This window comes from Finegoldia magna ATCC 53516 (assembly GCF_000159695.1).
In the GTDB taxonomy this organism is placed as follows: domain Bacteria; phylum Bacillota; class Clostridia; order Tissierellales; family Peptoniphilaceae; genus Finegoldia; species Finegoldia magna_F.
In genome coordinates this window covers 1,536,053-1,552,195 of record NZ_CM000955.1, presented here as the reverse complement: position 1 = coordinate 1,552,195, position 16,143 = coordinate 1,536,053, and the positions used below count along the sequence as shown (strand labels likewise).

The window sequence follows — 16,143 nt, the reverse complement described above, 5'->3', positions numbered from 1 at the left end:
GCAAGTATTACTTGCCCATTATTTCTATGATGAAGATATTATTTTTTACAGATACACATATAAAATCTAGGAATCCTAGATCTAGAATAGATGATTATGAAGATTCTATTTATAAAAAAATTGAAGAAATAAGGGAAATATCAATAAAAAAAAATGTTGACATGATACTTCACGGTGGAGATTTATTTGATAAAGCAGATGTTGGAATAAAAACAGCATCTAAATTTGGTAAATTATTTCAAACTTTTCCGAAGAAAATTCACATAATAAGTGGGAATCATGACATATATGGTTATAATCCAAACTCTATAGATAGAGCTATGATGGGACTATACAATTCATTAGATGTATTAGAACTAATTGAAGAAGATAAGCCTATTATCATGGAAAAGGATGGTTTAAGGGTTCAAATATCTGGCCAACCATATACTCATGATATTGATTCATCAGATAAATCTCATTATTATCCGAAAAGATTGGATAATATAGACTATCATATACTAATGATACACAGCTTTTTATTGTATAAGAAATTTATTGAACAAATTGAGTATACTTTAATCGATCAAATTATGGATACTGATTGTGATATTGTGTTAAGTGGACACTATCATACTGGATTTAAGACTGTAAAGGTCAATGAAAAGTATTTCGCAAATCCAGGAAGTATTGCTAGAATGACTAATACTGAATCAGAAAGAAAAAGAATACCTAAGATCTTGATAATCGAACTTACAAAAGATGATATCAAAATTGAAGAAATTTTTCTAAAAAGTGCTAAAAATAGTAGTGAAATTTTTTCTGACGATAAAATAAACCCGTATTTGATTAAAAACAAAAGCCTACTGGATATAAAAGAAAGACTTTCAAAGTTATCAAGCAATCCGATTATAGACATCAATAACAACTTAAAATCCATAGGAAGAGAAATGAAAATAGATGAAAAAATTATTGATGAAGCCATAAGGAGAATAGAATAATGTATATTACCGATATATATTTAACTAATTTTCAGTCATACGAACAAGGTCATTTTGAGCTTTCAGAAAAAGTAAACTTAATTACAGGTGCTTCTGATAGTGGAAAAACTGCCTTAATTAGAGCTCTATCATGGGTCTTATTCAATGATTACACAACTGATTTATTAATCAGAAATGGATATAATAATGTTGAAGTCAAAATTGTATTTAACAACGGCAATTTTATTTTAAGAGGTAGAAAAGGTAATACTAATTATTACTATATTAAAAATAATCCTAATAATGAAGAGATAAAGAAATATGAAAATTTCGGCAGAGAAATACCATCAGAAATTCAGGATGATTTTCTTTTTAAAAAAGTTAATCTCCTGAACGAAAAATACAATATTTTAATCGCTTCTCAATTAGAAAATTCATTTTTGCTGTCAGAAACAGATTCTACAAAGGCAAATGCAATCGGAAAATTAGTAAATATTGACATACTAGACAATGCATCCAGAAATATCTCAAGAGAAATAAAAAGCACAAAAGGAGAATTAAACTTTAAAAAAAGTTTTATCAAGGAAAAAGAAGAATCTCTAAATAAATATGATTATTTAAATGAAGAAAAAATAAAAATTGACAACCTAAGAGTTCTATACAATAATTTAACCAAAAATTCTGAAAAATTAAATATATTGAAAACATTATCCACTAAACTTTCTGAATTAAATGTCAGGATTAAAAATGGTTATAAATACTTAGATAACTACAAAGGACTAGATATTTGTTCAGAAACTTTGCAGAATACAGAAGATAATATGTCTTCCTTTACAAAACTTTATCAATTATATGAGTATTCTCAGGAAATAATAAAAGGTATAGAATCTAGTAATGTAAAATTGAATAATTTAAGATATACGGATTTGATATCAGAAATTATTGATAACATCGATAAAAATCTTACTTTATTGAAGTTTTTGAAACCATTATATGATAGATTTACTTACGTAAAAAGTAGTTATAACAACTATAAAACTATATTAGAGAAATTTAAACAAGTGCCTAAATCTTATAATATCTTATTAAATACTCAAAATGATATCCAAATTTTAAATCAGTTATCTAATTTAAGTGAAAATTACTATAGAATTAACCAAGAAATAATGGATAATAGTCAGGTATTAACAAGTATTAATACATCTAAAGTATCTGAATTAACAAATAGAATTGATAAAAACAAAGAAAAATATATACAACTATATAAACTTAACATTTCATATCTAAAAATTAATAAAATCATTTTAGACCAAAATGATAAATTAGATAAATTGAATTCTATCAATAATTTACAAATTATATTATTAAATATTAACAAAGCTTTCGAATTGTTAACCAAACTAAAAATAATAAAAAACACCTTAGATGAAAAACAAGAGAATTATCAACAGAATACTAAAGAATTAGCTGAATGTAATTTTTTAATAGATGACTTGATAAATAAATACAAAGAAAATCTTTACAAAGAAAAAATATGTCCATTTTGTCTAAGTGAAATAGATGAAAATCATGTTACTCGAATAGTAAAGGAGTTAAGGAAATAATGAATACTAATGAACGTTTTAACAACATAAAAGAAAGACTTGATAAAGCTAAAGAAGAAAAGAATAGAGCTGAAATCGCCTTAGAAAGTTTAGAAAAGCAAAAAGAAGATATACTTAATCAGTTAAAAGAATTAAATATAGATCCTGAAAATCTTGAATCAGAAATTACTAGACTACAAAATCAAATCGAACAAGATTTACAAAAAGCTGAGGAGCTTCTTCCTGATGCAAAAAATTGATTTAACTCAAATTCAATCCAAAATCACTTCTATGGAAATTAAGTATCAAAGTGAATTAGCGGTAAAAAAATCAATAGAAGAAGAAATATTAGCTACAAAAAAAAGCATTGATGCTCTTGAAAAGCAAATAGAAAAACTTGAAATCATAAAAATGCTTTATGATAAGACTTCAGAATATTCAAGAGAACAAGCCAAAATTCAAATAGAAAACCTTGTAAGTAGATGTTTAAGTTATATCTTTGAAAAAGAAATGAATTTTAAAATCGAAATAAAAATCAAAAACAACAATCCTTCTGCCAAGTTTTTTATAGAAGAAAGCTTAGATATTGATGGTGAGATTAAAACTTTTACCTACGATATTGTCGATGCTAGAGGTGGTGGAGTAGTAGATATAGTTTCTTTGGCACTAAGAATTTCTTTTATCATGCTATATGAAAATAATCTTGCCAATATTATTGTACTTGATGAACCTTGTAAGCATGTTAGTGAAGACTATATACACAATGTAGCAAATTTTATCAATGAGATCAGTGAGGAATACAATAAACAAATTATAATGATTTCCCATAACGCTCACTTATCAGCTATTGGAGAGATTAACTATAGAATTACAAATAGAAATAATACATCTGAAATAGATGTTATATAATTTTCTATTATATATCTAAATATTGACAATCAACGGTATTTGTACTACACTAAAAGAGTAAATTTATCCAAAAGATTTATTTAATGAATATTGAAAATTGAATAAAGGGGGTGTATTTATGAGCACCGCGACATCTTTAATAATTGCTATAATTGCTGCAATTTTAGGTATTGTAATAGGTTTCTTTTTGAGAAAAAGCATGGCCGAGAAAAAAATCAGAAGTGCTGAAGATTATGCTGTTAAAATAATTGAAGATGCAAACAAAGATGCTGAAACTAAGAAGAAAGAACTATTAGTAGAAGCAAAAGATGAAATCTTTAAGATGAAAAGTGATTTGGATCGAGAAAACAAATCTCGATTGAAAGAAATCAGTCGTCAAGAAGATAGACTTAATTCTAAAGAAGAAAATTTAGAACGAAAAAATGCATCATTAGAAAAGAAGCATAAAAAGCTAGATTCAGAATTAAAGAAAGCTGATGATATGCAACAAAAAATTCAATCCATAATAGATGAAAAAGAATTAGAATTGGAAAAAGTTGCAGGATTAACAAGCGATGAAGCTAAGAATATTGTTCTTGATAGAGTTAAATCTGAAACAATACGCGAGCAAGCTGCTATTATTAAAGAAATCGAATCCAAAACTAAGGAAGAATCTGAAAAATTTGCAAGAGAAATCATTAGTACATCAATTCAAAGATATGCCGCAGATCAAGTAGCGGAATCTACTGTGTCTGTTGTTAATTTACCAAATGACGATATGAAAGGTAGAATCATTGGTCGTGAAGGAAGAAACATTAGAGCATTTGAAACTTTAACAGGTGTAGATTTAATAATTGATGATACTCCAGAAGCGGTTGTATTATCAGCTTTTGATCCCGTAAGACGTGAAATTGCAAGAATCGCTTTGGAAAAACTTATAGTTGATGGAAGAATTCATCCTACTAGAATTGAAGAAATGGTTGAAAAAGCCAAAAAAGAAGTAGATAATACTATAAGAGAAAAAGGCGAAGAAGCTTGTGATGAAACTAATGTACATGGTTTACATCCAGAATTGATTAAAATTCTAGGTAAACTACATTACAGAACAAGTTATGGACAAAATGTTCTTAAACATTCTATTGAGGTATCTAATATCGCTGGAATGCTTGCAAGTGAACTAGGAGTAAACGTGAAATTAGCTAAAAGAGGTGGATTACTTCACGATTTAGGAAAAGCAATTGACCACGAAATCGAAGGACCACACGTTGAACTAGGTGTTAACGCTGCCAAAAGATTCAAAGAACCAAAAGATGTTATCAATTGTATTGAGGCTCATCATGGCGATGTTGAACCAACATGTATTGAATCTATATTAGTTCAATCTGCTGATGCAATATCAGCAGCAAGACCTGGAGCTAGACGTGAATCTATGGAAAACTATATCCAAAGATTAGAAAATCTAGAACAAATAGCTAATTCATTTGATGGTATTGAAAGTTCTTATGCTATACAAGCTGGTAGAGAAATCAGAATTATGGTTAAACCAGAAGTTATTGACGAAAGCTCTATGGTTATATTAGCAAAAGATGTAGCTCATAAAATTGAAAGTGAATTAGAATATCCTGGACAAATTAAAGTAAATGTCATTAGAGAAAATAGGGTATCAGATTACGCAAAATAAGAATTAACTTAGAAGGTCAACACATGTTGACCTTCTTCTAATATGAAAAACTTTAAAAGGATTTAAAAATGATTGATATGCACGTACATTCTACAGAAAGTGATGGAAGATTAAGTATTGAAGAAATTCAAAAAACTGCAAATAAAAATCATATAGATGAAATTGCAATTACTGATCATGATATTTTAATGTCTCCTGATCCAGAACTTTGTAATACTAACATCATAAAAGCTGTAGAATTTGGTATAACTTATAAAAACAAAGAAGTACATATTCTTGGGTATTATGTAGATAGTTACAATGAAAACTTACGAAAAATTTCTGAATTGGCTATAAATGATAGAGCAAATAGACTTGATATTTTTGAGAAGAATTTTGCTAAATTCGGAATCAAAATTGACAAAGAAAAAGTCCTAAATTATAGTAAGGATAAAGTTTTTTCTAGAAGTAATTTAGCTCAATACTTAGTTGATATTAATATATGCAAAAATAAAAACGAAGCTTTTAACGAATATTTGTCTCCAAAAGGTAAATGTTATGTCGCAAAAAACTTCACATCACTACAAAACATTATTGATTCTATAAAATCAGCTAATGGAGTATGTGTTTTAGCACATCCTATAACATTGAATGATGATAATATCGTAAATGAAATAATAGATATGGGTATTGATGGAATTGAAGTAATTAATTCAAAGCACTCATTTACTGATATAAAAAAATATTTAAATATAGCGATAAAAAACAGGCTACTATATACAGCAGGAAGCGACTGTCATGGTAAGCAGTTTGATGGTAACTATTTAATGGGAAATTTTGCATTAAATTATTCATCACTTAAATCTATAAAAAAACTACACGAATTAAGGAGCAATTATGTTATCAAATAAAATTAACAGTATAAATCCATCTTTAACACTTGAGTTGAGTGCTAAAATTAATAAATTAAAAAAAGAAGGAATAAAAGTCTATAACTTTACAGTTGGAGAACCGGACTTTAAGACTCCTAGATATATAATTGATAAAACTATAGAGTACTTGGATAACGGAATTGTTAGATATACCGATACTAGCGGAATACCTGATTTACGAGAAGAAATAAGTTTAAAACTTAACAAATTTAACCATATAAAATGCGATAAAGATTCTATAGTCGTATCTACTGGAGCTAAACAAGCAATAGTTAATAGCTTATTTGCATTAACTAATCCTAATGATGAAGTTCTTATACCATCACCATATTGGTTAAGTTATCCTGAAATGTGTAAATTAACAGATTGTAAGCCTGTCATTTTACCATATAATGAACACTTTAAAGTCGATGTCGATATATTAAACCAATATAAAAACTCAAACACTAAGTGTCTTATATTAAATAATCCTTCTAATCCTACAGGAGTTATTTATTCAAAAGAAGAGTTACTTAGTATTGGTAACTGGGCAGTTGATAATAATATTTATATTATATCTGATGAAATTTACGAAAGATTATCATATGATAAAGAATTTATAAGTATAGGATCATTATCCGATAAAATTAATGAGATAACAATAACAATAAATGGTTTTTCAAAGGCTTATGCAATGACTGGATTTAGGTTGGGATATTCTTGTAGCTCTAAGGAGGTCTCTAAGCTCATAAAAAGACTTCAAGGACATATTACATCAAACGCGAATACATTGAGCCAAATAGCCGGTTTAACAGCGTTAAAAGACGAATCTAATGAAGTAGAGCAAATGATTGTGGAATTTAAGTCCAGAAGAGACTATATAGTATCAAAATTAGATGAATTTAACTTAGAATATATTTATCCAACAGGAGCATTCTATGTATTTATTAAAATGGATCAATTTTATAATAGCACAATTAATAATTCTTTAGAATTATGTAATGAATTGCTTTCAAAATATAATATTGCATTCGTACCAGGTATTGTTTTTGGAGATGATAAATATATTAGAATGAGCTATGCAACAAGTATTGAAGATATTAAACAAGGATTAGAAAACTTAAACAATTTCATATCAGATCATAAAAAATATAGCAAATAAAATTTGCTATATTTTTTTGACAATAGAGGATGATTTTGATAAAATTATAATGTCACAAAATAATAATTTTGTGACATTGAGGTTGTAGATTTTGGAGGTACTATGAATAGCTATCCTATGATACTTATGGACTTTTTAGACTACTTAGAAACTATTAAAGGACGTTCGTCAAACACAGTTAAAGAATATGCTTACGATATCAATTTAATGATTAAATACATTATAGCGCGTAAGCAAAATATAAAATTAAAATCATTTGATGATATTGTTAAGATTGATTCTTCTGATGTAGATTTGAATTTTTTCAAAAATATCGATGTTATTGATTTGCACTCTTTTATGGGATTTTTAGACCATAACAGATCCAATGGTTCATCTACACGTAGCCGTAAAACTTCTAGTATAAGAACTTTTTATAAGTATCTTATCAATATAAGAAAATTAGATATAATAAACCCTGCAGAACTTTTAGATTCGCCGAAAAAAAATATTAGACAACCAGTATATCTCACGCTTGATGAATCATTAAATTTACTTAAAGTTATATTACGTGAAAAAGATGAAGAAATAAAAGCTCGTGATTATTGTATTACAGTATTATTTTTAAACTGTGGAATGAGACTATCTGAGCTTAGCAGCATAAATATTGATCATATAAAAACAAATACATTGAGAGTTATCGGTAAAGGAAACAAAGAAAGAACTGTTTATCTAAATGATATGTGTTTAGATGCTTTAGACAATTATCTTAAAATAAGACCAGAAATAGATAATGACGCTCTATTTATTAGTAAAAAAAGAAATAGAATGAGTAATCGTGCTATACAGTACAGAATTGAACATTATTTAAAAGCTGGTGGATTTGACACAAGTATATACAGTGTTCATAAATTACGTCACACAGCAGCCACTTTAATGTATCAGTATGGTAATGTCGATATAAAAGTACTGCAAGAAATTTTAGGACATGAATCAGTGTCAACCACACAAATATACACCCATGTAGATAATAACAGTTTAAGAAGTGCAGTAAATAAAAATCCACTTAATACCTTAAACAACGATTTAAAAAACAATAGCTAAGAAAAACAAAAAGATCAAGACATGTGCTTGATCTTCATTACTGTTATTAGATAGTATTAGGAGTATAACAGTATCTTATTTATTTATTAAAGGTATGTTCAAATGTTCGCCTACTTTAATTGAGCTACCTTCTATAAATCGATTATATTGTTTTATTATTGATATGAATTGTCTTGTACTCATATTATCTGGTTTGAATTTTGTAGAAATTTTCCATAATGAATCTGATGGTTCTACGATATAATACTCAGTGCTATATTCTTGATTCTCGTAATTACCGTAACTAAGATTAGACGTTAATACTAGAGTCATCAAACACAATGCTACAAAACAAATCGATATAAATCTAAAAAATTTGAACTTATTTGTAATTTTATATTTTTTCATATTTCCTCCCGTTCAGAAACTATTTTCTGTACATATGTTCTATGGTTTTATTCTACAACATACGTTCTTATATGTCAACAAAAATTTTTATGTTCTATTAAAAAAGAAAACAAATGTTTCATTTCTTGAAGAAATATGATATAATCAAGAAAAGAATAGAAAAGGAGTATATTAATGTACGATGATTTAACCTCTAAGCAAATAGAAATATTAAAATTTATAAAAAGATATATAGATTACAAAGGATATCCCCCTGCTATTCGTGAAATTGGTGATAGTTTGAATATCAATTCTACATCAACTGTTCATAATAATATTTTGAAATTAGAAATGAAGGGTTATTTAAGAAGAGATCCTTTAAAAAATAGAGCCTTAGAAATTATAGATAGTGTTTATGAAGAACAAGAAAACGAAATAAAAAAAGAGACTATAGATGTTCCTATTGTTGGAAAAGTTCAAGCTGGAATGCCAATTTTGGCCATAGAAAATGTCGAAGATACATTTCCTCTTCCTATTGAATATACATCACAAGGTGTAGTATTTATTTTGAAAGTCCAAGGAGAATCTATGATTGAAGATGGAATATTAAACGGCGATAAAATAATTGTTCGCAAACAAAATACTGCAAACAATGGTGATATTGTCGTTGCATTAATGGACGAATCAGCAACAGTTAAAAGATTTTACAGACATTCAGATCATATTGAATTAAGACCTTCAAATTCAACTATGTATCCTATTATTGTAAAAGATGTAGAAATTTTAGGAAAAGTTATTGGTTTATACAGAACAATTTATTAAATAAAACTATGCCCTCTAATTATCACAATAATTAGAGGGCTTTTGTCATTTTAAATTAAATTTTTATTTTTTAAATTCTTAACAACTTTCATACAAGCAAGTAATGCTTGATTATAACTCAGTGATCCTTGAAAATAAGCGACATAAGGTTCTCTTAATGGACCATCAGCTGAAATCTCTATGCTAGAACCATCTATAAAGCTTCCTGATGCCATTATAACTTTATCATCATATCCTGGCATATCCCAAGGATAAGGAACTACGTGTGAATCTACGACAGATGACTCTTGAATTGATCTACAAAATTCTACAACTCTTTCTTCGTTTTTTAGAATAATCGCACAAATTATATCACTTCTTTTATCTTCTACATCAGGAATTGTTTTAAATCCTAATTTTTTAAATACGTGAGAAAATAATAATGCCGATTTCATAGCTTCTATCGTAATTTTAGGAGCTAAAAATAATCCTTGTAATGTATTTCTTGTAGTACCAAAAGTTATACCTACTTCCTTCCCTATTCCTGGTGCTGTTAAAGTATTCGCTACCCTATCAATAATAGACTTTTTACCAGCAATGTATCCACCAGAAAGAGCTATTCCTCCACCTGGATTTTTTATCAAAGATCCAGCAATAACATCACATCCAACTTCAATAGGCTCTTTGTATTCAGTGAACTCTCCGTAACAGTTGTCAACCATGATGATAATTTCAGGAAATTTTTCTTTGATAAATTTAGCTGCTTTTTCAATTTGTTCAATATTTATAGCATTTCTTAAGCTATATCCTGTTGACCTTTGAATAGCAATCATTTTTACCGAAGAGTCTACTTTAGATTCTACAGCTTCTAAATCTATATTATTATCTACCAAATCAACATAGTCAAAGTCAATCCCATACTCCCTTAAATTACAAGGAGAATTGCCTTCAATGCCTATCACTTCTTGTAATGTATCGTAAGGCAAACCCGTAATATATAATAACTTATCTCCAGGCAATAATACGCCTTTCATTAACAAGCTCAATGCGTGAGTTCCAGAAGCAATTGAAGGTCTAACAAGGCAGTCTTCTGCCTTAAAAATATCCCTAAAAATCGCTTCACATTTATCTCTTCCAACATCTCCATATCCATATCCAGTTGTTGATGCAAAATCAGTAGCTTGTAACTTATTATCTTGGAAAGCTTTCAAAACCTTAAGTTGATTAACAAACTCCAAATTTTCCAATTCTTTAAATTTATCTGATAGTTGATTATTACTTTCTATGACTGTATCATAGCTAAAATCATCTACATCATACCATTCTTTTATTTTATCTTTTATCATATAACCATTCTTTCAAATTTTCCAAACAAATTTGTTCAATATCTTCAAATTTATTAAAATTTTCCAAATTCATCCAATGAATTCTTTCATCTTGTCTGAACCAAGTTAATTGTCTCTTGGCATATTTTCTGCTATTTTTTTTCATTAAATTAACCATATCTTTAAAAGAGATTTCATTATTCAAATACATGAAAGCTTCTCTGTAACCTATAGCTTGAATTGATTGAGAATTTTCATCTGTCAATTCATAAATATATTTACATTCAGCCATAAAGCCTTCATCGATCATCTCATCTACTCTTTGATTTATCCTTTCATAAAGGATCTCTCTATCATCATTTAGTCCAATTATATAAAAATCATAATCATCGTTATAATGATCGAATTTGTCGTTTATTTCACTAAATTTATGACCAGTAAGCTTGTATACTTCAATTGCTCTAATAACACGTCTCACATTGTTCTTGTGAATTTTACTTGCCGACTCAGGGTCTAAATCCTCCAGCATTTTATGGAGTTTTTGATTGCCTTGTGATTCTGCAATATTTTCCAATTCATGTCTTAATTTTTCATCAGACTTAACAGTGTTAAATTCCAATTTATGTGTTATAGAATTGATATATAATCCTGTTCCTCCAACAATTATTGGAATTTTATTTTTAGATGAAATTTCTTCAATTTTATCTATGCAAAGACTTTGAAATTGTTCTACATTAAAATTCTCATTCGGTTCAACTATATCTATCAAATGATGTTTTATTTCTTTCTGATATTTTGGTTCAACTTTTGCAGTACCAATATCCATATACTTATAAATTTGCATAGAATCTGCTGAAATAATCTCGCTGTTTAATCTTTTTGCTAAAAAAATACTTAACCTTGTCTTCCCTACTCCAGTAGGTCCGACGATTACAATACATTTTTTTCTCATTTTATCCTCATAAACATTTTTTCTAAATCTTTTTCATTCATTTCAATAAAAGTGGGTCTTCCATGAGGACAAGTTAATGGATATTCGCACTTAAATAAATCTTCTAAAAGTTTAATTATTTCAAAGTTACTTAATGTATCACCGGCTTTTACGCTCATTTTACAAGATCTCTTTATTACTTTAGACTCTATTACGTCAAAAGGATCATTTGAATTCTTAGCAATTGTATCCAAAATATCAGTAAATAAAAACTCAGCATTTGAATTTCCAAATAAATAAGGAACAGCACGAATAACTACGGAATCATCAGAAAAAACATCACTTTCATATCCCAATTCTTCAAATATATTCTTGTTATTCACATATATTTCCATTAAATCATCAGTTAAAGATATATTAACTGGAAAAGCTAAATTTTGTGATACTACTTCTTTATCTTGCATTTGTTTTGTTAGTTTTTCATAATTAATTCTCTCATGACATGCGTGTTGATCAAATAAATATATTTTACTGTCAAACTCATCCTTAGCTAAAACATAAGTTTTGAATAAAACTGTTAGTATATCAAATTTGTCATATTTTTTTAAAGAAGATTCGACTTTAATCTGTTCACTATCTTTATTAAATAAATTATTTTGATTTACTATCTTGTTACCACCAAAAAAATCTTCGGTAGTTTTTGGATTTCTGATAATATCTTCTGACTTATCATTGTATTTTATATTTCTAAAATTACTTAATTTTGAATTATCATTAAAAAGGTTATAAGAAAAAGTTGGCTCTGATACCTTATCGTATTTATAGTTAGTTAAGTTAGAATCAGATTCAAAATAATTCCTTCTTAAATCTTTGTATTTATCTTCATCAGGAATTGATTGACTAATATTTGCAATGCTTGCATTATTTTCTAATAAAAATCTAACTTTTTTATTAAGTTCTTCCAATATTTCATCAATAATAGAAATTTTAACTTTTTGTTTATTGGGATGAACATTAACATCTACAAGCTTAGGATTTATTTCAAAAAACAGCCAAAATAACGGAAATCTCCCATTAGGTATTACAGATTTATAATTAGATTCTACTGTATTTCTAATGTCTTCAGATTTAACAAATCTACCATTTAGAAATATATATTGCATCTGTCTATTAGCTCTATACAAATTATTATTTGAAATATAGCCATGGATTTTGTAATCTCGTGAATTTATATCAATATCTAGTAGATTATTGGACATTGAAGTGCCAAATAAGTTAATAATATTCTCCCTTATGGAAGAATTCTTTTTTGTTTCAAACAAAGTCTTATTATCTTTAATGTATTTAATAGAAACATCTGTGTTGCAAATAGCAAATTTGTACATTGTGGTTGTTATTAGATTTGCTTCTGTCTGGTCTGTCTTCATAAACTTTTTTCTTACAGGTACATTGTAAAACAGATCTTTGATTACTATTTTAGTTCCGACATTCATTGCAACATCAGATTCACTTATAACCTTTGAATTTCTAAACTCAACTTTCTTCCCAATTTTTTCTGATTTTGTTCTCGTACTAACAGAAAGTTTACTCACAGCAAGAATACTAGCTAGAGCTTCTCCTCTAAAACCTAATGTTCTTATATCATACAAATCATCAAATTTTTCAAGCTTACTAGTTGAGTGTCTTTTAAACGCTAATTCTATTTCGTTTTTTTCAATTCCAGAACCATTATCGCTAACAGATATAAAATCTTTTCCACCATTTTTAATTTCTACAACGATGGTATCACTTCCAGCATCTATAGAGTTTTCAACTAGCTCTTTTATAACTGAAACAGGTCTTTCAATAACTTCACCTGCTGCGATTTTTTGAATTGTATCTTCTGACAATAACTTAATCATCTTTATCACCTAATTTCGAAGCTTTAATGACAAGCTCATTCAACAGTTGTAGGGACTGAAGAGGAGTAATCTCATTTATGTTAATATTTTGAATTTCATCCTTGAAGTTTTCCAATTCACTAATATTATTTTCATCGTTCTCATCGTTTGGAACTGCAAAATCTGCAATTGGTAAATCAATTTTAGTGTCTTCCTTATCAATTTCTTTTAAAATTGATTTTGCTCGTTTTATAAGAGACTTTGGCATTCCAGCTAATTCAGCTACTTCAATACCATAGCTTTTATCAGTTGAACCTCTAGTAATTTTTCTTAAAAATATAATAGAGTCATTAGTTTCTTTTATATCGACTTTCATATTTATAAGATTATCCAACTTCTTTTCTAATTCTGTAAGTTCATGATAGTGAGTTGCAAACAAAGTTTTTGCTTTTATATTCTTTGAAATATATTCAACGATAGCCCAAGCAAGACTTAATCCATCAAATGTTGATGTGCCACGGCCAATTTCATCTAAAACTAATAAACTATTTGATGTTGCATATTTAATAATGTTGCTCATTTCTTTCATTTCCACCATGAAAGTAGATTCACCTTTAAACAAGTTATCGCTTGAACCAATTCTTGTAAAAATCTTGTCCACAATCGATATATTAGCCTTAGTAGCAGGTACGAATGAACCTATTTGATTCAATATACAAATTAAAGCAACTTGTCTTAGGTACGTAGATTTACCACTCATATTAGGGCCAGTAATTAACTGTATATCATTTTTCCCAGATCCTATTAGAATATCATTAGTTATGAACTCAGATTGGCCCACACTCAACTCCACTATAGGATGTCTTGATTCTAGTACATCAATTAATCCATAAGTATTGATATCAGGCTTAATATAATTATTCAAGTAAGCACATTTAGCAAGTGAATTTGATACATCAATGATTGCAATCAAATCAGCTGATTTTTTTATTCTAGATAAATTTTTTAGAATTATTTTTCTAATATCCTCAAATATTTTATATTCAAGTTCAAATATCTCATCCTCAGAATCTAAAATTTTTGATTCTATTGCTTCTAATTGTTTAGTTTTAAATCTCGAAGAATTTGTTAATGTTTGTCTTTTTTCGTAATCATCTCCAACTTTATTTAAGTTAGATTTGGTTACATCAATGAAGTAACCAAGTTTTTTATTGAAAACAATTTTTAAGTTTTTTATTCCCAACCTATCTTTTTCAGACATTTCATATTCTACTAATTCATTTTTTCCGTTAACTCTGTTATACCTCAATTGATCTAATTCATTAGAAAAATTAGATTTTATTAAGTTTCCTTCTGTCAAAGTTACTGGAGGATCATCAACTATTGATTTGTCTATCAAATCGTATATGTCTCCTAAATCATCTAATTTTTCTCCTATTAATTGTATGTTTTTCTTGTTGCAATTTAAGAGAGTTTTTAAATATGGAATCTTTTCAATAGAAACTTTTAAAGCAATTAAATCCTTGGCATTGGCACTTTTATATGATAATTTAGCTATAAGTCTATCCAAATCGTATATACCATCAAGACTATCTTCTAAATTAACTAATAACTCATAATCTTCAAAAATTTCTTCAACCCTACTTTGTCTAGTTAGAATTTCTTCTTTATCCATCAATGGTCTTTCTAGATAACTATGCAATAGTCTAGATCCCATAGATGTTTTTGTATGATTCAATACTCCGAACAAACTACCATTTTTAGAATTTGTGTATAAGTTTTTTTGAATTTCTAGATTAATAACGCTATTAGAATCAATCTCCATAAATTCATTAATATAATATTTACTAGAGCTATTGATATGAACTAAATCCCCTTGATATCTGAACACATATTTTAATAAATTCGCAACACAAATATTAGTTGTTTCACTGTTGCTATTATCGTATTCTATCTTGCTATTAATGAAATCTAAAGCATTAGTGCTATTATTAATAGTTGTCAATACAATAGAAAACTTCGTTGCTATTGTTTCTAATGATTTGGCTGAAAACTCATGATCATTAAATATAACTTCCTTCGGAGTAATTTTTGAAATCTCATTTTCAATTATTTTATAAATATCATCAGATGTAGAATTAGTATATGAAACATCACCCGTTGAGATGTCTATATACGAAATAGCTACTTCATTTGATTTTTTTGAAATACTCATCAAGTAATTAAAATTTCCAGTGTCAGAATTCTCATTTTCAATTACTGTAGCAGGAGTATAGATTTTAATAATTCCTCTCTTCACTAAACCTTTTACTAATTTGGGATCTTCTAGTTGCTCACATATAGCAACTTTGTATCCTTTTGATACCAATTTATTAATATAAACATCACTAACATGGTAAGGAATACCACACATTGGACATTTTTGGTTTTCTCCACAGTCTCTTTGTGTCAAAACAATTTCAAGTTCCTTGGATGCTAGTAATGCATCTTCAAAGAACATTTCATAGAAATCTCCTAATCTAAAAAATAATATACAATCTTTGTTTTGTTCTTTTATTTCTTTGTATTGTTTGATCATAGGAGTATAACTCATA

General features: G+C 27.8%; 14 protein-coding genes. 9 read left to right on the top strand and 5 right to left on the bottom strand.

Features of this window, described 5'->3' with window-relative positions; genetic code table 11:
• The first annotated feature begins 26 nt into the window (after positions 1-26).
• The 8 genes from HMPREF0391_RS07510 to HMPREF0391_RS07475 all read left to right on the top strand — a co-directional run bounded on the left by HMPREF0391_RS07510 (position 27) and on the right by HMPREF0391_RS07475 (position 8,246).
• Entirely contained in the window at positions 27-980 is a 954-nt protein-coding gene (locus tag HMPREF0391_RS07510; RefSeq protein ID WP_002836413.1) for a metallophosphoesterase family protein, read from the top strand.
• On the top strand, positions 980-2,563 hold the full coding sequence (locus tag HMPREF0391_RS07505; RefSeq protein ID WP_002836411.1) for an AAA family ATPase: 1,584 nt from the start codon (positions 980-982) through the stop codon (positions 2,561-2,563). The genes HMPREF0391_RS07510 and HMPREF0391_RS07505 overlap by 1 nt, the downstream gene beginning before the upstream one ends.
• Positions 2,563-2,802: a hypothetical protein gene (locus tag HMPREF0391_RS07500; protein WP_002836410.1), complete on the top strand. Its 240-nt coding sequence runs from the start codon at positions 2,563-2,565 to the stop codon at positions 2,800-2,802. The genes HMPREF0391_RS07505 and HMPREF0391_RS07500 overlap by 1 nt, the downstream gene beginning before the upstream one ends.
• Positions 2,789-3,451 (top strand): hypothetical protein, encoded by a 663-nt coding sequence (locus tag HMPREF0391_RS07495; protein WP_002836408.1) that lies wholly within the window; start codon positions 2,789-2,791, stop codon positions 3,449-3,451. Before HMPREF0391_RS07500 ends, HMPREF0391_RS07495 begins: the two co-directional genes overlap by 14 nt.
• A 118-nt stretch (positions 3,452-3,569) precedes the next feature.
• Positions 3,570-5,111, top strand: a complete 1,542-nt coding sequence (gene rny, locus HMPREF0391_RS07490; RefSeq protein ID WP_002836407.1) for a ribonuclease Y — start codon at positions 3,570-3,572, stop codon at positions 5,109-5,111.
• A gap of 68 nt (positions 5,112-5,179) precedes the next feature.
• Positions 5,180-6,001: a PHP domain-containing protein gene (locus HMPREF0391_RS07485; protein ID WP_002836406.1), complete on the top strand. Its 822-nt coding sequence runs from the start codon at positions 5,180-5,182 to the stop codon at positions 5,999-6,001.
• Positions 5,988-7,163 carry a pyridoxal phosphate-dependent aminotransferase gene (locus HMPREF0391_RS07480; protein ID WP_002836404.1) on the top strand — a complete coding sequence of 392 codons (1,176 nt, stop codon included), beginning with the start codon at positions 5,988-5,990 and terminating at the stop codon, positions 7,161-7,163. The genes HMPREF0391_RS07485 and HMPREF0391_RS07480 overlap by 14 nt, the downstream gene beginning before the upstream one ends.
• Before the next feature lie 102 nt (positions 7,164-7,265).
• Positions 7,266-8,246 carry a tyrosine recombinase XerC gene (locus HMPREF0391_RS07475; protein WP_002836403.1) on the top strand — a complete coding sequence of 327 codons (981 nt, stop codon included), beginning with the start codon at positions 7,266-7,268 and terminating at the stop codon, positions 8,244-8,246.
• A 75-nt stretch (positions 8,247-8,321) separates the two neighbouring features.
• Here the strand turns inward: HMPREF0391_RS07475 and HMPREF0391_RS07470 are convergent, their stop codons facing one another.
• Positions 8,322-8,633: a LysM peptidoglycan-binding domain-containing protein gene (locus HMPREF0391_RS07470; protein ID WP_002836402.1), complete on the bottom strand. Its 312-nt coding sequence runs from the start codon at positions 8,631-8,633 to the stop codon at positions 8,322-8,324.
• Positions 8,634-8,807: 174 nt separating this feature from the next.
• Here HMPREF0391_RS07470 and lexA point away from each other — a divergent pair, with 174 nt between their 5' ends.
• Complete coding sequence (gene lexA / locus HMPREF0391_RS07465; RefSeq protein WP_002836400.1) at positions 8,808-9,434, top strand: transcriptional repressor LexA; 627 nt, start codon at positions 8,808-8,810, stop codon at positions 9,432-9,434.
• A 50-nt stretch (positions 9,435-9,484) separates the two neighbouring features.
• Here the strand turns inward: lexA and HMPREF0391_RS07460 are convergent, their stop codons facing one another.
• Genes HMPREF0391_RS07460 through mutS form a run of 4 tightly spaced genes read right to left on the bottom strand, consistent with a single transcriptional unit; the run spans position 9,485 to position 16,142 of the window.
• On the bottom strand, positions 9,485-10,759 hold the full coding sequence (locus HMPREF0391_RS07460; protein ID WP_002836398.1) for an aminotransferase class I/II-fold pyridoxal phosphate-dependent enzyme: 1,275 nt from the start codon (positions 10,757-10,759) through the stop codon (positions 9,485-9,487).
• Positions 10,746-11,690 (bottom strand): tRNA (adenosine(37)-N6)-dimethylallyltransferase MiaA, encoded by a 945-nt coding sequence (miaA, locus tag HMPREF0391_RS07455; RefSeq protein WP_002836397.1) that lies wholly within the window; start codon positions 11,688-11,690, stop codon positions 10,746-10,748. The genes HMPREF0391_RS07460 and miaA overlap by 14 nt, the downstream gene beginning before the upstream one ends.
• Positions 11,687-13,570 (bottom strand): DNA mismatch repair endonuclease MutL, encoded by a 1,884-nt coding sequence (mutL, locus tag HMPREF0391_RS07450; RefSeq protein WP_002836395.1) that lies wholly within the window; start codon positions 13,568-13,570, stop codon positions 11,687-11,689. Before mutL ends, miaA begins: the two co-directional genes overlap by 4 nt.
• Positions 13,563-16,142, bottom strand: coding sequence for a DNA mismatch repair protein MutS (mutS, locus tag HMPREF0391_RS07445; RefSeq protein WP_002836393.1), 2,580 nt, complete (start codon positions 16,140-16,142; stop codon positions 13,563-13,565). Before mutS ends, mutL begins: the two co-directional genes overlap by 8 nt.
• Position 16,143 lies beyond the last annotated feature (1 nt).